The sequence below is a fragment of the Rugamonas sp. GW822-FHT03B10 genome (assembly GCF_058801745.1).
In genome coordinates this window covers 119,518-141,337 of sequence record NZ_JBXANP010000010.1, presented here as the reverse complement: position 1 = coordinate 141,337, position 21,820 = coordinate 119,518, and the positions used below count along the sequence as shown (strand labels likewise).

At 65.7% G+C, this 21,820-nt stretch carries 19 protein-coding genes and 2 pseudogenes; 9 read left to right on the top strand and 12 right to left on the bottom strand.

What is annotated here, in order from left to right; genetic code table 11:
• Positions 1-27 precede the first annotated feature (27 nt).
• Positions 28-702, bottom strand: coding sequence for a YXWGXW repeat-containing protein (locus AC1RQG_RS17485; protein WP_493133286.1), 675 nt, complete (start codon positions 700-702; stop codon positions 28-30).
• Positions 703-884: 182 nt separating this feature from the next.
• Positions 885-1,145: a hypothetical protein gene (locus tag AC1RQG_RS17480; protein WP_493133285.1), complete on the bottom strand. Its 261-nt coding sequence runs from the start codon at positions 1,143-1,145 to the stop codon at positions 885-887.
• 208 nt (positions 1,146-1,353) lie between these two features.
• On the opposite strand from AC1RQG_RS17480, the gene AC1RQG_RS17475 reads away from it, so the two are divergent.
• From AC1RQG_RS17475 to AC1RQG_RS17435, 9 genes are all read left to right on the top strand, one after another.
• Entirely contained in the window at positions 1,354-4,707 is a 3,354-nt protein-coding gene (locus tag AC1RQG_RS17475; RefSeq protein WP_493133284.1) for a penicillin-binding transpeptidase domain-containing protein, read from the top strand.
• A 115-nt stretch (positions 4,708-4,822) separates the two neighbouring features.
• Positions 4,823-6,187 (top strand): hypothetical protein, encoded by a 1,365-nt coding sequence (locus AC1RQG_RS17470; RefSeq protein WP_493133283.1) that lies wholly within the window; start codon positions 4,823-4,825, stop codon positions 6,185-6,187.
• Positions 6,188-6,198: 11 nt separating this feature from the next.
• Positions 6,199-6,831 (top strand): hypothetical protein, encoded by a 633-nt coding sequence (locus AC1RQG_RS17465; RefSeq protein WP_493133282.1) that lies wholly within the window; start codon positions 6,199-6,201, stop codon positions 6,829-6,831.
• Positions 6,832-6,834: 3 nt separating this feature from the next.
• Positions 6,835-8,073, top strand: a complete 1,239-nt coding sequence (locus AC1RQG_RS17460; protein WP_493133281.1) for a hypothetical protein — start codon at positions 6,835-6,837, stop codon at positions 8,071-8,073.
• Positions 8,070-9,140 carry a hypothetical protein gene (locus tag AC1RQG_RS17455; RefSeq protein WP_493133280.1) on the top strand — a complete coding sequence of 357 codons (1,071 nt, stop codon included), beginning with the start codon at positions 8,070-8,072 and terminating at the stop codon, positions 9,138-9,140. Before AC1RQG_RS17460 ends, AC1RQG_RS17455 begins: the two co-directional genes overlap by 4 nt.
• A gap of 91 nt (positions 9,141-9,231) precedes the next feature.
• A complete protein-coding gene (locus tag AC1RQG_RS17450; RefSeq protein ID WP_493133279.1) occupies positions 9,232-11,520 on the top strand; it encodes a hypothetical protein in 2,289 nt (762 codons plus the stop codon).
• A 34-nt stretch (positions 11,521-11,554) separates the two neighbouring features.
• Complete coding sequence (locus tag AC1RQG_RS17445) at positions 11,555-13,861, top strand: SUMF1/EgtB/PvdO family nonheme iron enzyme (RefSeq protein ID WP_493133278.1); 2,307 nt, start codon at positions 11,555-11,557, stop codon at positions 13,859-13,861.
• A gap of 100 nt (positions 13,862-13,961) precedes the next feature.
• Positions 13,962-14,306, top strand: a complete 345-nt coding sequence (locus AC1RQG_RS17440) for a zinc ribbon domain-containing protein YjdM (RefSeq protein WP_493133277.1) — start codon at positions 13,962-13,964, stop codon at positions 14,304-14,306.
• A gap of 90 nt (positions 14,307-14,396) precedes the next feature.
• Positions 14,397-14,795, top strand: a complete 399-nt coding sequence (locus AC1RQG_RS17435; protein WP_493133276.1) for a DUF488 domain-containing protein — start codon at positions 14,397-14,399, stop codon at positions 14,793-14,795.
• A 35-nt stretch (positions 14,796-14,830) separates the two neighbouring features.
• Here the strand turns inward: AC1RQG_RS17435 and AC1RQG_RS17430 are convergent, their stop codons facing one another.
• From AC1RQG_RS17430 to AC1RQG_RS17385, 10 genes and pseudogenes are all read right to left on the bottom strand, one after another.
• Positions 14,831-15,451, bottom strand: coding sequence for a uracil-DNA glycosylase family protein (locus tag AC1RQG_RS17430; protein WP_493133275.1), 621 nt, complete (start codon positions 15,449-15,451; stop codon positions 14,831-14,833).
• Positions 15,452-15,455: 4 nt separating this feature from the next.
• Positions 15,456-16,082 carry an FmdE family protein gene (locus AC1RQG_RS17425; RefSeq protein ID WP_493133274.1) on the bottom strand — a complete coding sequence of 209 codons (627 nt, stop codon included), beginning with the start codon at positions 16,080-16,082 and terminating at the stop codon, positions 15,456-15,458.
• Positions 16,083-16,136: 54 nt separating this feature from the next.
• Positions 16,137-16,433 carry a cupin domain-containing protein gene (locus AC1RQG_RS17420; protein ID WP_493133273.1) on the bottom strand — a complete coding sequence of 99 codons (297 nt, stop codon included), beginning with the start codon at positions 16,431-16,433 and terminating at the stop codon, positions 16,137-16,139.
• Positions 16,434-16,626: 193 nt separating this feature from the next.
• The gene (locus AC1RQG_RS17415; RefSeq protein ID WP_493133272.1) at positions 16,627-17,310 is read right to left on the bottom strand and encodes a hypothetical protein; all 684 of its coding nucleotides are present in this window, start codon (positions 17,308-17,310) and stop codon (positions 16,627-16,629) included.
• A gap of 159 nt (positions 17,311-17,469) precedes the next feature.
• Positions 17,470-18,117, bottom strand: coding sequence for a M949_RS01915 family surface polysaccharide biosynthesis protein (locus AC1RQG_RS17410; RefSeq protein WP_493133333.1), 648 nt, complete (start codon positions 18,115-18,117; stop codon positions 17,470-17,472).
• 74 nt (positions 18,118-18,191) lie between these two features.
• A pseudogene (locus tag AC1RQG_RS17405) lies at positions 18,192-18,410 on the bottom strand (phage baseplate assembly protein V); the annotation flags it as partial.
• A gap of 125 nt (positions 18,411-18,535) precedes the next feature.
• Positions 18,536-18,850: an Imm72 family immunity protein gene (locus tag AC1RQG_RS17400; RefSeq protein WP_493133271.1), complete on the bottom strand. Its 315-nt coding sequence runs from the start codon at positions 18,848-18,850 to the stop codon at positions 18,536-18,538.
• A 22-nt stretch (positions 18,851-18,872) separates the two neighbouring features.
• A pseudogene (locus tag AC1RQG_RS17395) lies at positions 18,873-18,998 on the bottom strand (DotU family type IV/VI secretion system protein); the annotation flags it as partial.
• A gap of 116 nt (positions 18,999-19,114) precedes the next feature.
• Complete coding sequence (locus AC1RQG_RS17390) at positions 19,115-20,236, bottom strand: hypothetical protein (protein ID WP_493133270.1); 1,122 nt, start codon at positions 20,234-20,236, stop codon at positions 19,115-19,117.
• A 2-nt stretch (positions 20,237-20,238) separates the two neighbouring features.
• Positions 20,239-21,801 (bottom strand): hypothetical protein, encoded by a 1,563-nt coding sequence (locus AC1RQG_RS17385; protein ID WP_493133269.1) that lies wholly within the window; start codon positions 21,799-21,801, stop codon positions 20,239-20,241.
• Positions 21,802-21,820: the final 19 nt, after the last annotated feature.

Here is a 21,820-nt window from a genome sequence, read left to right as displayed (position 1 = left end):
GCGTGGCGTGCGATACGGGTGGCGGTGTCAGTCGCGGTGGCGATTGTCGGGGTGGCGGTCGTAGCGATTGGGCACACCGTCGCCGTCGCGGTCATGGTCGTAGCGGTTGGGGATGCCGTCGTGATCGCGGTCGCCATGGCCATGGTGGCGCTCCCACCGGCCTTCCTCGCGGTACCAACGCCCCTCGCGCTCGATCCAGCGTGGCTGCGCGTACATGTAGCCCGGCCGTTCCGCCACCCAGCCGCCTGCGACCCATTCGTGGTGGTGGCCGCGCCACTCCCAATAGCCGGGAGCCCAGAAGTAGCCGGGACGCGGATGGGGGACGTGTTCATAACGGGGCGGAGGCGGCGCGACGGTCACGTAGTCGTAACCGACCTGCTCCGGCTCCACCATCACCCAGCCGCCGGGGTCGAGGCGCCAGGCGTCGCCATCGCGCAGCCAGACGGCGCCGCGATATTGGTAGCCCCGACGCTCGGGTTCCCAATGGCCGGCAAGCCAGGCGTGACGATAGCCATCCCAGTTCCAGTAGCCGGGCGCCCACACGTAACCGCGGCGGGGCGCGGGCACGCTTTCGAAGCGGGGCGGGGGCGGCGCATTGCCGATCACGATGCTGACGCCCACCTGCGCCGATGCGGCCGGGGGAAGGAAGGCGGCGGCGCTGATGGCGATCATCGCGGCGGCGTAAAAGGTGGGCTTGATCATGATGTTCTCCGTGGTGCGATCTGGCATACGGAAACTATATCAAGCGGGGCGGGACGCAAAAATGGTTGATGCAACTTCTTACAACTGACACAAACCGTGCGCGCGGGCGCGACGGCTGCGCTTCGCCTGTCACACCGCGCTGACTGTGCGGCGCCGGGGCAGGCGAAGGGGCGGGCGGGCCATCACATTTTGCCCGCGCTGTGGCCGGCGGCGATGGCGGCCTTGTTCTCGTCGAGCAGCGATTGCTTCTTCTCGTCGGCGGTCAGGCGCTTGGCGCTGACCACCACCACGGGCGTGTTGAGCGCCAGCGCGGGCGCGACGCTCGCCATGGCCACGGCCGGGGCGGGGGCGGCGGCTTCCTGCTTGTCGAGCACATAGTTGGCGGCGCAGGCCAGACCCAGCGTGGCGACGAACAGGGCTTCGAAGTTTTTGACGATCCTCATGGCGCTTCCTTTCGGTGTTCGGTGGAGTGAGTGTTGATGTGCTCACTGTATCCAGTCGGTCCTCGCGCCGCCACGGCCTTGCGACGAGCGGCGTGTTTTGCGGCGCGAACTGCAAAAAAAGGCGACCAGTTGTGCGCCGCAGCGGACGCGCTTTCCCCGGCCCTCCGCTAGAGAACCGCATACCTTCCACAGCCAGCGCGGGGGCCAGATGCGGCGCACCATCACTAATCTATTGCAAGCCATGGCGGCCTGGCGGCGCGCCCGGCGGCGGCAGACCAATCTGCGCGCCGGCGCCGGCCTCGGGGACGATCGGCGCCGGCAGGGCCGCCCGCCGGAGATGGCGGCGCCGCTGCGCGTGGTGTCGTCCCATCCGCAAGCTGGCCCGAGCGCGGCATTGGTGGCGAACACTGCGCGCCACGGCTACGCGCTGGCGGCCGGCGGCGCGCTGGCGTGCGTGGCCGGTGCGGCGCTGATCGCCGGCCACGCGCGCCATCTGGCGGCGGCCACACAGATAGTCGACAGCGTGGGCGCGGCGCATGTGTCGGCGGCTCTGCAACCGGCGTTGCCGGGAGCGCGCTTCCAGGTGCCGGACACGCCCGGTGTGCGCATGCAGTTGCAGGCCGATGGCGCGCTGCTGCTGGCCGTGGGCATGCAGGCGGCGGCGCCGGTGCGGGTTGACCTGTGCAGCCAGTTGCGCGCCGGCAGCGACGCGCGCATGGCGCCGCTGCGCCTCGGCTATCGCTTCGACGACGTGCGGCGTTGGGTCGAGCGCAGTGCCGATGCCGCGCCGGGTCTGCACAACGTGCTGCTGGTGGACGCGCCGGCGCCGGGCGCGGCGCCGATGCCGGAGCTGCAGCTGAGCGGCCAGTTGCGGGCCGACTTCGCCAACCCGGCCAGCGAGCCGCTGCAATTGCGCTGGCACAGCCTGCAGGGCGACGCGCGCTGGGTCAGCGATGCCTCGCTGGGTCAGATCGAGCAGGGCAAGGATGGGCTGGTGAGCGTGCGCGAGCAAGGCTGGCTGACCTGGGACAACGGCGCGGCGGCGCTACGGCTGGAGCGCCGCAACAACGCGCTATGCCCGCAGGCCGGCGAATTGCTGGTGCAGTTGTACCGGCTCCCGTCCGCTACCGCGCCCGCGCAGCCGCGCGCGGTGGTGACGGCCTTTCCGGCGCGCGCCCGCCCGCTCAGCATCGCGCTGCCGCCCGGCGATTACCTGGTGCCCGATGCGCCGCCACCGCCGTTTGAGGACCAGATGCTGTTCGAGCGCCTGCGCGAGCGCGGGCTGGTGCGGGTGCGCGCGGATGGCGCGATCGACCTCGCGCCGCGCGATTTGCCGCAATGGCTGGCCAGCCCGCCGCCTGCGCGCGCGGCCCGGCTGGCGGGCTGGGAGGACGTGGTCGCGGACGCGGCCACCGTCAAGCTGCTCAAGCGCCTGTATCACCAGGCCGACGGCGACTACGTCCGGCAGCAGATCGACATTTATAACGACGAGCGGCGTTTGCTTGCATGGCGCGTGCAGGATGGGACTGCGGGCGCGGCGCAATGGCGCGCCAGCGCACTGTCGGTGGCGGGCGAGGCGGATCTGGACGACGTCGCCACACCGTTGGCGCTCAGCGCGCAGATGCCGGCCGCCGCCGCGAACCTGTTCGCTGAACTGCCGCAAGGCTGGCAGCCTTGGACGCGCGTGGCGCGCTGGCCGCAGGGCGCTTCGGCGCGCACGATACGGCTGCAAGCGGCGTTGCCCAGTCCCGCGCGGGCGGGCGACACGCTCCAATTGCTGGTGATCGGCCAGGTGCAGGGTGTGGCCGGCGCGCGCGCGCGCACACAACCGGCCTGCACGGGACGGGCCTGTGCGGCGCCCGGCGATGTCGCGCTGGTGACGCTGGAGCCGGCGCCGGGCGCGCGCAGCGTGCAGCTGGAGGTGTCGGCGCACATGGTGCGGGCGCCGGAGGACCGCAAGTACCGGCGCCTTGGCGTTGTCGATGGTCGTCCCGTTTGGCAGCCATGGTCCGGGCCGGGCCGGATGGCGGCCTCCACACCGCCGGCGGCGATGCCGGTGCAGCTGCAGGACCGCAACGGCACGCCGCTGTGGGCCGATGGCGCGCCCACCCAGGCGGCGCTGGACGCGGGCATGGCCACGCTGCTCGGTGTGAACGCGGGCCAGGCCAGCGGCATCGCCGGCATGCTGGCCCGCCGTCCGGCCAACGGTGGCGCTTCCTCGCAGGCCCGGCTCACGCTGGATCTGCCGTTGCAGGCGCTGAGCCAGAATGTGCTCGACTGCGTGGCCATGCGGCGCGGCCATTGGGATGGCACGCGCTGCGCGGGCGGCGAGGCCGCGCCCGAGGGCCGTCATGCGGGCATCGTCATCCTCGACACGGAAACGGGCGATCTGCTGGCCGCCGCCGGCGCCGGCACCGGGACGGTCGACGCGGCCAACTGGGCCGAGGTGCGCGACTTCGACCGCGCCAATCCGGCCCGCAGCGCGCTGCGGCTGCCCGCTTTGCAGCATGACGGCGGCGCCCACCAGAGTCCCGGCTCCACGTTCAAGATCGTCAGCGCGCTGGGTCTGGAGCTGGCCGCCCAGCACGACGCGCGGTTGGACAGTCTGCTGGCGGGCCTGCCGCTGGCGGACATCAACCGCATGGCGGCGCAGCGTGGCTTCGGCTTCCAGACCGAGGCGGCGACCTATCCGTTCAACACCCGGCTGGCCCACATCACCAACTACAAGGAGCAAAGCGCCGCGCGCCGCGCACAGGACGGGCGCCTGGGGCTGGCGCAGGCGCTGACGTTCAGCCTCAACACCTGGTTCGCCTGGTCGGGTGAATTGAGCGACGCCAGCCTGTTCGGCCGGCCCGATGGCGGCGCGCCGGACCTGCAGGCGCTGGACGCCGATGCGCTGGACGCCGTGCGCCCGATTGTGGCGGCCGCGCACCGGCTCGGATTCGGCCAGCCGCTGCGACTCGATGGCGGCCTGCTGCCGCCCGATTTCAACTGGCAGCCGTGGGATGCGCTGCAGGCCACACCGGCCCACATCGACCCGATCCACACGCGCCATGAGCTGCGGCAGATGACGATAGGTTTGCGCATGCAGGCCACGCCGCTGCAGATGGCGCTGGCGGCGGGCGCCGTCGGGCAGGGCGCCGTGATCACGCCGCGCATGCTGCTGGCGCTGGACGGCCGGGACAGCCGCGTCGCGCCGGGGCGGCCGCTGGGCATACGGCTGGACCGCATCCGCGCCGGCATGAAGGGGGTGATCGACGTCGGCACGGCCGCGGGCGCGTTCGGCGGGCCGGCGCTGGCCGCGCTGCGGCCCCACCTGTACGGCAAGACCGGCACCGCCCCCACCGGCGACGGCACGGCCACGGTGTGGTTCGCCGGCTGGCTGGAGCCGGGCAGCCTGCCCGGACAGGCGCACCGGCTGGCGCTGGCCGTCTTCGCCAGCCACTCGGAAGCCACGGGCGGCGCGCACGCGGCGCCGGTGGCGGCCACCATTCTGGCCACCCTGGCGGGGCAGGACCGGCGACCGGGTCGGGAACAGAACCGGGAACAGAAGGGGAAATAGCCCTGTTCACGCAGCTTGGCGCCGGCCGATCTGTGGCATGATTTTGAAGCGACCGCCGGTGGCCGTTCATCCTGAAGCGGCCCGGCGCGCATTGACATTGAGTTGACAGGAAAGTATGCGCTTGCCAGGAACCCGGTACCAGGAGCATGGCTGGGAGCAGGTGCGCAAACTGCTGGGACACTGCTCGTTGCAGACGTTCCGGCAGATGGACATGCATCTGGTGCTCGATTCGGCGCAACACGACGCGCTGCGGGACGCCTACGTTGATACGTTGGCGGCCTGCCTGCGCGCGCGCGCGCGGCTGGCGCGCGCCGAGGCGCCCGGCAACAGCTACGGCGACAGCGTGTGCGAGCTGGCGCTGAGTCTCGCGTTCGAGCTGCACGCCCATCCATCGTACTGGCAAGCGTTCATGGCCACGCTGGTGGCCGAGCATGCGCGCGGCGGCGCGCGCTGGGACGATCCGGCGGCGGAAGCGGCGCTGCGCAAGAAGGTCAACGATATGTACGCGGGACTGCGCGACAAGGTCGATGCCGACAACTATATCGTGGCCACGGGCCGCGACTGCTCGCCCAACCGCATCTACACCTACCGCATGCTCGACACGGCCTGGCACGCGCTGGCGCAGTTGTTGGCGGACGTTGCGTCGCACCGCGAGCGGCTGGCCGTGATCCTCGACCGCGCACCCGGTGCCCTGCCGGCGGACGCACGACACTTGAAGATCGGCGCCTGCCAAGGGGAATGGATCATCCGCTGGAGTGCCACCGAGGAGCGCTTTGGCGGCGCGCCGGGACCGCTGCACACGCGCTCCAAGCGTTTCTCCAGCCTCAAAAACAACCCGGCCCGGATCGCCGCCATGCTGGCTGAAATCGGCGCCTACGAGGAGTTGTCGTCCAATCAGGATCGCGGCGACCCATGGCAGGACGATGCCGGCGAGGCTGCGCTGTGGCTGGAAGACTATTGGCGTGTGATCGGCGAGTCGGAAGCCGAAGAAGGGCGCGACGGCGCAAACGGCGTGACGGACCGGATCCTGCCGGAGCCGCAGCCGGACGACGCCGAGCTTGCGGGGGCGCAGGAGCCGCAGGAGGGCGACGCCGACGATACCAACGGCGACGCCGACGCCGACGACGCGGTGACGCTGGCGGACGAAGCGGCGCAGCTGGCAGCGGAACAGTCCACGGCCACCGCGCTTTCCCTGCCCCCCCGCTATCTGGAAATGGCACGGGCGGCGCAGGATGCGGGTAGCTGGGCCCTGCGCGTGTTGCGCGAGACGACGCTGCCGATCCGGCTGGCCGTGTATCACAAGCTGCTGGGATCTGACGACGACAGCTATCCCGATGCCTGGCTGGACGCGGCCACCGGCGCGCTGCCCACCTTGCAGCAACTGGCGGCGCTGGACGGCATTTCCATGCCCACCTTGCGCAAACGGCGCGACGAGGCGATCGCCAGGCTGCACGCGGCCAGCACCGGAGCCGCGCGATGAAGGAGAACGATATGCATAACACACCACTGGATGACCGCTTGCGCGAGCGTCTGCTACTGTCGCGGGCCGTGCCCGGCGACCGGCTGATGCTGGCCGACGCCACCTTGCTCGCGGCGCTGGATGGCAGCCGTCCGCTCACCGCGAACGAGCGCGCGGCCCTGCAGCAATCGCCGCTGACCATGCGCCGTTTCCGGCAACTGGCCCTGGTGCGTCGCGCGGCGTCAACGGGCGTGGCGGCCAGCGAGGCGGTCGCCGCAGCGCCGGAAGTGACCGGGGCACGGGCGGGCAACGCCGCCGCCAACGACGCCAGTTGGTATGGCAGTCCCGGCATGCTGCGCGCCGCCGCCAGCGACGACAGGCTCGACATGCTAAGCACCGACGATGGTTACTGGACCCTGCATTTCCTGTCCGAAGGCGGCGGCTGGCAAGTGGTGCTCAAGCTGGCGGGCGAAGCGCCGTTCGCGGCGCGTTTGCTGCGCGAGCAGACCATGCTGCGCGTGGTGGACGGCGGCGGCGCCATCGTGCTGCAGGGCCGCCTGGACGCGGACGGGGAATGCGAAAGAACCTGGCCATTCGCCACCGCGCCGGCGCCGCATTTCCACCTGTACGGCGCCCGATTCGCCGTCGAACCGGTCGCGCCCTGAACCATGCGACTGTTCCGACGCCGCCGCCATCAGCCCGCCGATACGAGCGCGCTGGGCCGGCATGCGATCGCCCGGCGTCTCGATGCCGGCGATATTGCGCCGGCTGCGTGCCGGGTCGTCATCTTCAACCCGGGCGGCCAGGCGCGCCGGGGGAGCGCCGGCAAGATCAACTGCGCGGAAGGCGAGACGGTGTTCTGTTTCCACCCCGGCCCGTACAGTGTGGACCTGACGCCGTTCGCCGCTGCGCCGGAGCTGGGCCTGCGGCTGCGATTCGTGATCGACGCGGCCGATCCGCGCGTCAGCCAGCAGCGCTTCGACCTGTTCCTGTACAGCGAGGCGGAGCCGGTGCTGGCGCTGGACGACATGCGCGCACGCATAGACAAGGCGTTGCAGACAGAACTGGCGCAAGGTGCGCTGGAGCTGCCGCCATGCACCACGCTGGACGAGTGGCAGGCCTTCCGCGCCGGCCTCAATCAACTGCTGTACACGCGCTTCGGCATCACTGTGGACGACTGTGTTCCGGTCGACCTTGGCGACCATGTCGATTACGCCGACATACTCACGGAACGGGCATTGCAGGCCGCCACGGTGGCAGAGGCAAGCCGCGACGTGCCCGCCGCCACGGATGCCGATACCGCCACCGATGCCGGCGCAGGTGCCGGTGCACTTGCAGGCGCCTGTGCTGCTGCCAGTGCAGGTGCAGGTGCAGGTGAGCATCCGCCTGCCGCGCAGCTGCCGCCGAAGCCGGGGATGGCGTCATCAGCCGGGCTGCCGCCGGCGGTGTGCGACGCCAAGGCGTTGCGCCGTCTGTTCCTCGAGCTGCCGGCGCTGGCCACCGCCATCCGCTTGCTGACCTTACCAGCGGGCCAAGCGCCATTCCAGGCCCAGCAAGCCTTGTTGCGGCGGCTCGCACTGCTCAAACTGAGCGTGGACACCATGCCGTCGCTCGCGTGGGCCGCACCGGATCAGCCGCTGCCGGTGGACCAGCAAGCTCGCCGCAGCCGTAACAGTACAGCCGCCGTGGCTGCGCTCGATGAAGCATGGGCACTGTTGGCCCGGCTGCAATTGGCCGTGCCGGTACAGTGGGCTGAACTGTCCGATGAGGCGGACCGCATCTGCGCCAATCTCGACTATGAACTGGCCCTGCGCCGCGCGCCGTACGAGCCGATCCACGAGGACGAACTGGTCGACGGACCAGATGACGCGTCCGCGCAGACCAACCGTCGGGAGCCCTCGCTATGACCTTGCCAACGACCGCGCGATGCCTGGCCCTGTTGGCCGATGGCCGTCTGCTGACCATCACGGCCAGCCGTCGCCCGCGGGCCAATCGCGCCGATGTGAAGTGTGTGGTGGCCGGTGCGCCCGCCGTGTGCGAACGCATGCAGGAAGTGGTACGCCTGGCCCGCCACACGGAGGCGAGCTTCGACAGCCGCGACCAGGTGGTGCTCAGCATGGACACCGTGCCGGAGCCGGACGAGCGCGACTGGGAACTGGCCGCCGTGCTGGCCGACCGCATGGTGCGTGGACTGTACCGGCACAGCGGCGGCGCCGTACTGGCACACGGCCGGTCGGACGCCTGGCATCTGGGCAGGGTGCAGGCCGGCGCGCCGCTTGCAATCGAGCACGTCCGCCACCATCTGCCCCTTGCTTCCGCGCTGGTGGTGGGCGCCGGCACCGACTTGGCACCTGCGGCGGCGCCCGATGTTGCCTGCCTGTCCATTTCCCACCTTGGCGGCCTGCATGGCCACCCGGATCCCGCCGCCGCCGTGTCCAGCGCCACGGCCTGGTTCCCGCTGCACAGCGGCGGCGTGAACGACAGCCTGGATTGGGTGGAGGTGAGCGTCTATCCAATCGGGCAGGGTGGGGCGGACGAGGAGGAGACGATCACCGCGCCGGGCCTGGACCTGAGCGCGCATCTGGCCGTGCGGCGCGCGCTGGCCGGTGCCCGTCATTACGACGGCCGGGGACTGGGGCGCTGGCGCACCGTGGTGCGTTTCGGCCAACCCCGTTTCCAGGGGGCGTCGTACGAACTGGCGCTGGTGATGGCGGACCGCCTCGCGCGCGGGCGCGAGTGCGTGCCGCGCGGGCGCGTCATCGCCACCGGCTGCTCCAGCGCCTGGCATGCGGGCCAGGTCGACGCGGTGGACGGCCACGCGCCCAAGCTGGCGTTGATAATGAAGCAAGCCGTGGCCGGCGACCGGGTACTGTTGCCCGCCGCCTGGCAGCGGCACTTGCCGGAAGGCTTAGCCGCCGCGCTGCGGGCGCGTGGCGCCAGCCTCGCTTGCATAGAACGAATTGGCATGATCTGAATCGTGCGCAAAATGCGTACCGGCGCGCCCCTGCTAAAATCGTTGGCGGGCTGGGGCGGTTCCGGAAGTTGAACCCAAGAAGGAGTCTGGCATGTTCCAAATGTTTGGTTTTGGCGGCGTCAAATGTCCGCGCTGCGGGCACAAGAATGACGAGCAGTCCGGCTATTGCGCCGATTGCGGCCTGACGCTGGGCGCCCCGCGCAACGAGCCTGTGCTGCGCGACAACCGCTGGATACCGGGCGATGACGAACTGGCCGTCTATTTCGGCGTGCGCGCCCTGTCCGGCATCTTCACCAAGACGCTGCGCGTGCCCGCCACCGCCCGCGCCTACATCCTGCAGGCCGACAAGGCGACGGAAGTGCCGCAGGGTGAATACGAGATCGAAGGCTTCTTCACGCGCCTCAACCACTTGCTGCGCAACCAGCACGCGGAAATCCTCATCACCCGCAGCGCGCCGCTGCCGGTGGAATTCGCGTTCGACGATCTGCACACGGCCGAGCATCTGAAGATCGCGGCCCGCTTCACGGTCGGCATCCGCATCGAGAACGTGCCGGCCTTCGCCCAGCACTTCATGACCACGCCGGGCACCGTCACCACACGCCATCTGCACGACTTGCTGGCGCCATCGGTGCGTCAGCTGGCCGTCGAATTCGTCGGTGCGCGCTCGATGCGCGACATGGCCCACAATCCCGACCTGCGCGCCCAGCTCGACGAACGGCTGCAGGCGGCGCTCAAGCTGCGCCTGGCCGAATACGGCCTGGCCGTGGCGCAGGTCGAAACGGCCGCCTTGCGGCACGACAAATTCGACCACAACCGCGAACGCATCGGCACTCTGTGGCTGGTGGCCGACGAGCGCCATGTGCAGCTCGAACACGTCAAGCAGCTCGACCAGATTTATGACGACGAGGAGTGGCAGGCCATCTGGCGCGAAGAACAGAAGATGCGCACCCAGTACCGGCGCGCGGAACTGCGGCAGGACGCCAGCGTGGAAAAGGCCGAACTGACGCTGCAGGAAGCGGAGCGGGTGCAGGCCATCCGCGCCCGTGAAGTGGATCTGTATGCCCGCATCATGGAGTCCAAGACGCGCAAGGTGGCGCTGGAGAAGGGCGCCGGCACCACGCTGGCGGAGCTGGAGCACGAGCTGGCCCGGAACCGCGCCGGGCGTGCGGGAGACGAGGCCGAGTGGGAGCACGTGCGCGAACTGGCCCAGATCAAGATGCGCACCGAGCTGGAAATCGCCCAGCAGGAGGCGGCCGAACAGCGGCAGCTGGCGCAGCAGCGCTTCTCGCATAAGCTGCACCAGCAGGCCATCGAAAACCAGATCGCGCAGGCGCTGGCCATCGAGGACGAGTCGCGTCGCCGCGCCGAACTAACCCGCTTGCGCCAGCGCGAGGCGGAGGACAAGCAGCGCGAGGCGCAACTGGAGGCCGAACACCATCTGGCCCGCCATCAGGGGCTGGTGCTGGCCAATCTCGCGCGCCGGCGCGAGGCCGAGCGCATCCAGGAGTGGGAAGACCAGATGCAGCTGGCGCGCCAGCGCGAACTGCTGCGGGGCGACGCCGTCAAGGATGCGTCGAACGCCGTGCAGGTGGCCGAGATCAGCCAGAAGATCGAGGATTTGCGCCGCGCCGGCGCGCAGGCGGACGCCATCGCCCAGCACGAAAAGCTGCTGCGTACGATAGAGGCGGACAGCCTTCACACCCGCAACAACCAGGCCAACGCGCGCCAGGCCATGCTCGACCAGCTGGCCGTCGATGAGCAGCGTCAGGTGCTGCAGGAACGCGAGCGCGAGGCCCAGTGGCAGCGCGAACTGAAGGCCATGGCCCATGAGCGCGACGAAAAATTCGCGCGCTGGAAGGGCGAGTACGACATGCTGCTGGCGCGCCAGGCGCACGAGATCGCCCACGTGGAGGCGATCGGCAAGTTGAGCGAGATGGGCATGGTGGCCACGGCCGCCGCGTCCAACGCGGAAGCCGTGGCCCGCGTCATGCAGTTGCAGATACAGGGCGGTATGACGCCCGAGCAGATCCAGTCGCTGGCCGCCGTGGTGGCGGCCGAACACAGCGTCACCCCGGCAGAGGCGTTGCGGCGGGCGCGCGAACAGGTGCTGGAGGAGCGTGCCCACCGCGATGCCGACATGGACAAGGACCGGCGCCACCAGCTCGACCTGCTCAATTTGCAAAACGCGGCCAGCGCCGTCGCGTTGACGACCCAAAGCCAGCTTGGCGTGGGTGTGGCGCGCGCCGGCGCATCGGCGCCGGCCCAGGCGGCCATGGCCCCGGCGGCGTCCGTGCGTTGCTGCCGCAACGGCCATCCGGTGCGCCAGGACTCCCCGCATGACAAATTCTGCGCCGAATGCGGCGTGCCGCTGACACCGTGACGGAGCAGATGATGGAGCAGGAACGCCACCTACAATGATGCAAACCGCAAGAGAAAAGATTCGCGAACTGCGTGCACTGCACGAGGACGGCCTGTTAAGCCTGCAGGAGTTCGATCGCCGCAAGAACGCCATCCTGGACGCCGAGTATGCGCCGCCCGGCGGCAGCGCTACGCCCGTGCTGGCGCGCCAGGGCACGGAGCTTGGGCTGATGGGCGGCCAGGAAATCGGGCCGCAGAACCGCCGCTACCGGCTGGAGCGGTTGATCGGCATGGGCGGCATGGGCCAGGTGTGGCTGGCCACGGACCTCGCCACGCATGCCGAATTGGGCCACAGCGATCAGGTGGCCCTGAAGATCCTGCCGCCGCAGCTGACCCAGAGCGCCACCCACGCCAAGCTGCTGATCGAGGAAGCCACCCAGGCCCGCAAACTGGCGCATGAAAACATCGTGCGCGTGTACGAATGGGCGCAGGATCCGGCCACGTCCAGCTATTTCATCATCATGGAATACCTGGAAGGCCAGGATCTGGACGCCATTCTCGCCCGCGAAGGCCCGATGGCGCTGGAGCGCGTATGCCAGTTGCTGCAGCCGGTGGGCGAGGCGTTGCACTACGCGTGGGACAAGCACAAGCTGGTCCACCGCGACATCAAACCCGGCAATGTGTTCCTGACCCAGCGCGGCGAGATCAAGCTGCTGGACTTCGGCATCGCCTCGCGCGCGCGCAGCGCCGGCAGCAGCCTGGGACTGGAGGTGCCCAACGCCGGCACGGCCGGCTACCGGGCGCCCGAGGCGGGTACCCATCAGCGCCAGCCCAGTCCCAGGCTGGACGTGTACGCCGTGGCCGTGATGATCTACCAGCTGCTGGAAGGACGGATGCCTTTCGAGGACGTGCGCAGCGCCGACTTTCATCCATCGGCGCCGGCCGCGCTCAACCTGCGCCAGTGGCAGGTGTTGCAGGCGGGTTTCGCGTTCGCGCAGGAGCGCCGCCCGGCCAGCGTGGCCGAATTGCTGGAGGCGTTGCGGCGCGCGGCCGGTCCCAGCGACGAGGAACTGGCGGCGCAGGCCGCCGCCGCCGAGCAGGCGCGCGCGCGCGAGGCGCAGCGCCAGCGGGAGCTGGCGGCCCAGGCCGAACAGGCCCGCCTGGCCGAGCAGCAGCGCCAGGCGGAGCTGGCCGCCAAACGGCAGGCCGAGGTGCAGGCGGCGGCCCAGGCGGCGGCCCACGCGGCCGCGCTGGAGAAGATACGGCTCGATAAGCTGCGCCGCGAACAGGAGGCGCGCCAGCGCGCCGAGGCCGAAGCGGCCGCAAAAATACGCAAGCAGCAGCTGCGCGAGCAATTGCTGGCGCGGCGCGAGGCCGACGCCGCCGCCGCCCGCGCCGCGCGCGAGGAGCAGCAGCGCAAGGCCATGCAGCTCAAGGCCGAAGCGGCTTATCGCGCCGAGCAGGAGCGGCACCGCAAACAGCAGGCCGAGCGCAACGCGGCCGAACTGGCGGCGCTGCTGCCCACGGCCGGCAGCCCCGTGGCCGATCCCAGCGGCGTGCTGCGCGACCGCTTCCTCGACGGCACCGGCGTCGGCCCCGAGCTGGTGCTGATTCCCACAGGGCGCTTCCAGATGGGTTCTCCCGAGCACGAGCGCGCGGCCGCCGTCAAGGCGGGCGCCCAGCAGGCATGGCTGGAACGCGAACAGCCGCAGCACTGGGTCGGCATCGAGCATTCGTTCGCGCTGGGGCGTTATCCCGTCACGGTGGGGCAGTGGAAGCTGTTCGCGCGCGCCACGGGTTGGGAATCGCTGTCCGACACCGACTGGCGCCAGCCCGGTTTCGTCCAGACGGACGAGCATCCGGTGGTGGGCGTGAGCTGGAACGACGCGCAGCGCTACGTGCAGTGGCTGTCCGAACGCACGGGGCGGTTGTACCGCCTGCCCAGCGAGTCGGAATGGGAATACGCGTGCCGCGCCGGCACCAAAACGGCGTTTTCGTTCGGCGACGAGATCAGCACCGAGCAAGCCAACTACGACGGCAATTACACCTACAATGGCAGCCCGCGCGGCGAGTTCCGCCAGGGCACGACCAAGTGCGGCAGCTTCGCGCCCAACCCGTGGGGCTTGTTCGACATGCACGGCAACGTGTGGGAGTGGGTGCAGGACGTGGTGCACGACAATTACCAGGACGCGCCGGCCGACGGCTCGGCGTGGGAGCAGGGCGGCGACCAGGTGCGGCGCGTGCTGCGCGGCGGCTCATGGCTGTACAACCCGCGCTATCTGCGTTCGGCCGTGCGCAATGGCTATTCGGCGGTGCTGGCGAACGACATCGTGGGCTTCCGCGTTGCGCGCAAATTGACGTAGATGACGGCCGTTGGTTGGGAATTTGGGTGATGAAGCTGTATAATGCTGGTTTTTGCCAGCAGTTGCCCACGCAGTTGCCCCATTCTTCAGGAAAAATACGATGAGCGCCTTACCTCCATGCCCCAAATGCCATTCCGAATTCACCTACGAGGACGGCGGCCAGTACGTGTGCCCGGAATGCGCGCACGAGTGGAGCGCGCAAGCGGCCGAGGTGGCTGAGGAAGGCGCCAAGGTGTACCGCGACGCCGTCGGCAACGTCCTGCAGGATGGCGACACCGTCACCGTCATCAAGGATCTGAAATTGAAGGGCGGCGGCGGCACCGTCAAGGTTGGCACCAAGGTCAAGAACATCCGCCTGGTGGACAGCGACCACGACATCGACTGCAAGATCGACGGTTTCGGCGCCATGAGCCTGAAGTCGGAGTTCGTCAAGAAAGTGGTGTGATGTGCGGGCGGCCCGGTGCCGCCCACGTGCAATGACGGCGGCCTGCGGGAAGCCGTTAATGAGATGGTCACCATTGGGGCGGAGCGGATTATGTTGAATGATCGTCCAGGACTCAAGCATAAGCCGCCGACCATCGTGATCAAGCGGGCATATGACGACCCCAGCCCGGACGACGGCTACCGGGTGCTGGTCGATCGCGTCTGGCCACGCGGGCGCAGCCGGGAGACACTCGCATTGGCGCAGTGGCTGCGTGAGGTCGCGCCGAGCGACGCGTTGCGCAAATGGTTCGGCCACGATCCGCAGCGTTGGGAAGAGTTCCAGCAACGCTATCTGGCCGAATTGCAAACCGACGAACAATTGGCGCGCATGCGCAGCCTGCTGGCCGACGCCGCTGGCCAGCCCATTACGCTGGTGTATGGCGCGAAGGACCCGGAACACAATCAGGCACTGGTGTTGCGAGACGCGTTATTGCGGCTGCGGCAAGGCTGAGCCCATTTCCATGCGCATCGCATGCGCGGACGTGGTCAGGTTGCAGTAAGCGATGCGATCCGTTCGCGCAGCGTGGGCAACAGTTCGCCCTCGAACCAGGGGTGGCGCTGGAACCACGGTGTGTTGCGCGGCGAGGGATGGGGCAACGGCAGGTAGCGCGGGCCGAACTCGCGCCAAGCCCGCACCGTCTCCGTCAATGAAGACTTGCGGCGATTGCCCAGAAAATGCCGTTGCGCATGCAGGCCGATCAGCAGGGTCAGTTCTATCGCGGGCAGGGCCGCCAACAGCTGATCGAGCCACAGCGTCGCGCATTCCCGCCGCGGCGGCAGGTCGCCGCTGTTTCCCCGGCCCGGATAACAATACCCCATCGGGATGATCGCAATGGTCGAGGCGTCATAAAAGGCGGTCGCATCGAGACCCAGCCACCGGCGCAGGCGCTCGCCGCTCGGGTCATCCCACGGGATGCCCGAGGCGTGCACGCGCGCGCCGGGCGCCTGTCCCACGATGAGGATGCGCGCCGATGCGCCGGCCTGCAACACGGGCCGGGGCCCGAGCGGAAGGTGGGCTTCGCAGGCGCGGCATTGACGGACGGCCGTCAAGAGCTGGTCCAGCCCGGCGTACGCCGGTGTTGCCGATGGACTGCGCTGCCCGTTCATGCCGTCACTGCGCCGCCGGTGGCGCGACGGGGGTGACGGCGAACAAATCAGGGTCGTCCGCATGATCGATCAGGATGCGCTTGACGCGACCCTGCCACAAGGCGGCGAATGCGCGCCGGTCGTCCGGCGTGGCGAGGCCGTCGAGAATCTTCCTCAACAGGACACTCATGCCCGGGTCGGCCGGAACCCGGTGCATGTGCATGCTGAGCCGGACAGCCGCACCGTTGTCGCCACGTTCGAACACCACCTCGCCCTCGTCGCCGGTGGCAAATTGCAGCAGATGCTGGCGCTGGAAATGGCCGCCGATACCCTTGAAGCCGCCGATGCCCGCCGCGCCCGTGATCAGGCCGACGACGCTGCCGATGACGCCGCTCACGCCTTCGTCCTGCGCCGCCGCGAAGCGCACCCGCAGCGCGCCGCGCTCCGGGGTACCGTCGGGGTACAACGCGCTCAAGGCACGCCGCGTCATGAGGTAGGCGCCGGCAACCGTCGGGCACGAGTGCCCGGCCAGCTTGACGGCGTCGATATAGCGGTAGGTGATCATGCCGTCGGTGCAAGCACCGAGCAACTCGGCCAGGCCGTCATGCACGGTGATGGTGGGGGCCTGGTCGAAGAAATCAGGGAAGCTCATGGTACGTCTGCCTTTCGGGATAGGACGGCGCGGGCCGCAAACGGGGAGGGGGCGCTAGCGCGGTCCGCTGGCTGCGGCGTCCTTGACCCAGAACACGATGACCGAAGTCTTGTCGGTGAAGCGCTCCGCATGCTCGGCGCCGGCGGGAATCACGCACCATTCGCCGGGCCGCACCGGCCGCTCGGCGCCATCCAGGGTCAGGTAGAGCGTTCCTTCGCTGACTGTCACGTAGTTGGTCGTTGGGTGCGTATGGAGCGGAGAACTGATGTGCTCGCGGGTGGCGACGGTGACGTCGCAATTTGCGTCGCTGAGCTTGCCCAGACCAAGCAGGGCCTCGGGGATGTGTGCCATGAAGAATTCTTTGTAAAGTGGGGGCGGATACGGGCATGCACTGCCAGCTTGTCATTGTAAGGCAGATGGGCTGTACCACACGTCATACTGGGATGTGTCAGATCAACTCGAAACCACTACGAATGACAGCCCCGACACGCAGTCGCACGTTCTCGCTTCCCGGGGACACCGTGGCTATGTGTACATATAGCCGTTAGTCCAATTTGAATTTTCCATCTGAAATACTGATGGCATGGTCCTTGTCGTCGGGATTCGTCAACCATCGGAACTTGATCGAATATTTTTGCAGATTAATGGTCAGAGCCTTTGAGATGTCATCGCCAGCTTCAGTGTCGAGTGCAATGGACTTCAAGCAGCTTTGCAGGAGAAAGTCATCTTGCATGGACACTCTTTTTCCATCATATTCAAGTAGCACCAAATGGTCTTCGTGCCCGGCGCCGCAGTAACTGGCAGATTGTGTCATCTTGGATGGAACTCGGCTGATGAAGACGAGGTGTTGGTGATCTCTTGCCGGCTGTGAAAAGATAGGCACGACTTGGTCGCTTCGGTTCAGAATCTGTTTAGTCAGCTTGTCGAGGGATTTTTCCTCAATCACCTGGTCGCACCTTGGCCCAGCGTGGCTCTTGTTTTTTCCGATGCAAATAGTCTCTTTTCGTTCAAGCTGGAACGCCATCGGATTGCCGGCAGGGGCGGCCGCAGACACCATAAGTGGGAATGCAAGCGCAATAAGGCTCGGCAGCCTACTTACTGTTGACATAATCCGCAAAGCAGACTCCTGAATACATCCAAAGCACATCCAAAGTGTCAGGTCCGTCATTTGGGCACTAACACAAAGCTCTTGAGTTAAATCAAATTGTTTCCGGGGCAGGCGTTGCATGGGGCATCGCAATCAAATCGACTGGCAATATACTGACCTGACAAGCTGTCGTGGCACGCAGTCCGACGGGTGCTCATCAGACTTGACCTGCCATTCTCGCGGACCGTGCATTGCGTCCGCTCTCTATCCGGACCAATTGACTAGTATCGCAACTGCCGCTCATTTGCGTGAATCAAACGACACCTTCTTCCATATTTGTTCCATGTGCCGCTTATACGCTGAGTATCTAGGCAGCAAGAGCGGTTTGTCGAGCTGATGCTCACCGCCGATTGGATCTGCTCCTTGAATTTTCAGCTCTGATTCGCCACGAATTGCGAGTTTGAGCGATCCGTCCCGCATTATTACTTTTACAGTGTATGGATCAATCCCACCCCCACAGAATAGTTTGTAAGGGATAGTTATTTCAGCTTTTCCGTCGCCGTTGACATCGCTAATGCTGACAGCTGCCGTGAAGAAGTCCGCAGCAGCGTCGAGACCGGGGCATTCGACAAAATCATACACGGTCCATTCTTCGCTCCAACTGCTTTGTCGTTGCGAGTAATAGACCGCGTGCAGTTCAATATGTTCGATTCGGCCCGATTTTGGATTAGAAGGCGAAGGGCCAGCTTTTCGGCTCAAAGCCAGGATATGCTCGCCGTCCCGGTCACGCACACGTCGCGCCATGGCCAGTTTGCCGCTGACAGGGATGTGCTGCGAGGCTAGATATACTGAGTCTTCTGGCTCACTGTCGGGGGCGCGGGCATCGCAGGCAGTGCTCGCGCCCAAGAGGAGCCAGATTGACAGCGTGGATTTCAAAATTTTCTTCATCATTCATCGCATCAACGCAGAGCGTTGCCTTTCTTTTTCTTGACTGGAATCCCGAAAGCACTATTGAGTTCATCGGACAGCGTGCCCGCGTGGTTGACGCCGGAGTCGACGCCGGCCGCATACGGCGGCTGGTCCGATCCGGTGTACAGCTGCGCCACCACCAGCGGGCGGTCCATGTCGTTGTCGATGAAGTCGACCGGCACTTCGGTGCCGATGCGGGGCGTGAATTGCGAGCCCCAGTTCGGCCCGGCCAGCGCTTCGGCCACCCGCACCCAGGTGCCGCCGCTGATGTCGTTCTCGCCTAATTCTTTAAGCTCGAGCATTCGAGATTAGTGACTAAACATGCGCCCTTGCCATGACGGATTTGCCCGTTGGCGTCGAGTTTGAAGAGCCGCTGATCCCCTCCGTTTGGGGCGCGTCAGTCTTCGGCTAGAACCCAGCGCACTTCGCGGCCTTGATGGAGTGGCAGTTGATCACCTTTTTGCAACGTGACACTTGCTTGCAGATAAGTCTCAACCAGCCATTTTCCGCTAGCGCGTGCGATGCTTCCACTCTCTGCCCAGACCAACTGCCCTGTTTCTGTAATTGCGGGATGCTCCTTCGGCAGCGCTGCTGGCATGTTAAAGCGGTAGTACGCCTCTTCTTCTGGGATCGTGCCGTCGCTGTAGCGGTCATCTGGCCACAGCAGGCGCCAGGTTGTATCGACAGCAAAGCTATCATCCAACGTCTCCATGGTTATTTGTGGTGCCTTCGAGCTGCACGTGCACGCTGCCGCGCGCGCGCAGCGCTTCCAGCCGGTGGAAGAAGTTTTCGCCGGCCAGCTGTTCGCCGAACAGGGCCAGCTGCAGCGGGCGCCGTTCCCAGGCGTCGCGGATCGCGAATGTAAGCGTCTGCTCAGCAACGTCTTGAGTTGAGTCTCCACGCAAAAGCAAGCGCCACGTCGCATCAAAAGACAAATTGTCATCGGTGTCTTCGACCTTGATCTGTGAGCGCCCGTCTAACGCGATTGCGTTTGATTTGTGTCCCATTGCCAGATGGTTGCTCCATAGTCGCCCTCGATGTTTGGCATCATTTCATCCTTAGCGAAATAACGGCGCGAGCCGCGCTTTGCGGGAGTGAAATAGTAGCCAGGTTGCAAGCAGACAGATCCCCCTTGGATACGTTGCTGCCCAATGGGAAACGATGGCAGGACATTGTTTTCCGACCAGTCCATCGCCTCGCCATGAACCTGTTCGACGTAGAGCCAACTGCACGGCCGGCTAGTGAAAGCGTTGCGTGCAACTAAGCTTGGGGTCAAGTCAACTTTGGATGCGCTCTTCGTGAAGAAAGGATCCTTCGTTAGCCGCGAGTCGTTTAGATGGTTTTGCACAAAGGCGTGCATGCGATTGTTATTGATCCAGAGGTCGCTGCGACCCACCGCTGCTAAGGCTTCGAGTCCCAGGTCGTTGAATGTATTGCACTCCAGTAGTTCACCTGCGGGTGTACCCGTCCAGCAAAACTGGGGGGTGCCATGTGGATCGTCCACCGGCAAATACACGCCGGTACGTGCGGGTACTGCGCCGCTTTCCCCTGTAATATCGTCGCGCAGTCGGAGTAAGGGAGCGTTCGTCAACACCTGAGAAAATTTGAGATAGTGGCATGTCAGTCTGAAATCGTTCCAACGGCTGCTGATTCCGTGCTGGTACATGGTTTGGTCAATATTTCCGGCGTAGAGAGAGATTTGCTCGAAGCGGGATTCGAAGTCATCCTGTTCGTCTGGTGTCATCCAGTCCAGCGACAGCTCTGCCAGCCCACGTCCACATTGATTTGCGCCTGTCACTGAATAGGCCTCAAATGTTCGCTTAGCGATGTCTGTAGCGATGGACAGCTCAAAGTCAGCCAAAAATGGCCAGCCATAGTTAGCCCAGTTTCCAGAGGTGTTACGCGCGCCCCAGCGTTTGTCGGTGAGCAGCGCATCGCGATTCTGCAGCTTCGCAAGATCGAGCGTCGGGTCGATGGATGCCATCAATGCCAGGATCCGCTGGTGCAGCCCTTTCAAATACTCGAGCGATGCAAAGTGGTAAAGCAGGGATACCTGTATTTTTTGGGTGGTACTAATTTGGAATGGAGCGTTCTGCATGATTAATTGACCAGTTTAGTAGTTTGTCCCGGCAGTGAAGGCAGGCCGATACGCTCGCCCAAACCAGCGCCACCAAAGTCCGTGTAGCCCCAACCGGTATCGAAAGGGCCGCTGATATTGGGGTGATTGATCGCCTCGCGCAGGCCGACATAACGTCGTTGTTCCTCCCTGCTCAGCTGGAAGTATTGTTCTTGGGTGATAGCGTTCTGCAAGCGACTAGCCTTGCCTCCGTTGAGCGTGTAATAGCGCATTGCGTCGTTGCGCCGATCGCCACGGGGTACGTTGAAGACGATTTGCTCCCAACCTCCTTCCAGATGGTGGTTAGGGAGACTTTGCTTCAATTGGGTCGAGGCTTCACCGTGCCATGCTTTCAGGCTCTCGCCCGGTTTGATATCGTACACGACGAATTGACCATTGACGTTCCAGTCCGGCCAAACTGCCAGATGGCGGCGCCATGCTGCCCTTGGATCTACCTGGGCCTGCAGCCGTTTGAACACTTCTTCTGTTACCCAGCAGTCGCTCATGGCGCGGCTGTTGGGGGCGAGAATGCGGTATAGGCGTGCTGGACCCCTGATCTCGATTTCAGCCAAGGTCGCAAAGGATTCAATGTTTTGTTTGCTCAACGGTGGCCAGCCTAATTTGACGTTGTCGGCGACAAAACCTTCATAGTCTTCGGGGTTGAGCGGAGGAAATTCGAGGGTCTTGCCTTTGCTTAGCCAAGATGGCGGTGGTTCAGCATTGCGCATCAAAGTTACTGCCGATGCCTCGGGGAGCGCGCCTCGATAGTGAATATTGTTGGCGTTTAGGATGCCACGCTGGCGCTCCATCGATTCGCGCTCCAGGCGCATGACGATGGTGTCCAGAATATCCTGCACCGGGCGCAGTGCCTTACCGAGATATTGATCCGCGACGTGGCGAATGTTACGTACTTCCTCAAGGCAAGCCTTTGCCTTTGCGCCTATTTTCGGGATATACGATACCTTGTTCACCATATCTTCCAGCACCTTGATGCCGCGGTCGAAAGCCTGGAGCAGCGCGCCGACATTGACTTTGCCGCGCAGGGCCTTGATTTCGACCGCCAGCCATTTGAATACCTCGTCCACCTTATGCAGGCGCAGATACTTTTGCACGTCGCGTCGCCGAAGGAATGTGATCACCCAAGTCATCGCCAACTCGACCGCTCGGATCGTGGCGTCGCCACCCATGCGCCGGACAAAGCCGAAGAATATCTTCAATACACCTTTGACCAGCGAACCTAAAGTGGGGAACAGACCGATCAAGGTCAACGCCAGGGCCACCCAGGCCCAGGTATCCTTGATGTCCTTGCGCAGCTTGTTGCAGTTTGCGATGAGGTCGCGCACGTCGCACACCTGGTCGACCAGCGGGATCATCGAAATGGCTGCATCGATCACCAGTTGTCCCGTTGAGCGTTCCTCGTTGAAATCGCCTTGCATCGCTTCCCAAAACCACTCGAAAGGATTGGTGCTGGGCTCCTCGGCTTTCTGCTGGTCGTTGGTCATCCACGCCAGCGCATCCCGCAATTGGGTCGAATTGATATCAGCCATGCGGCGTCCCTTGTATCGA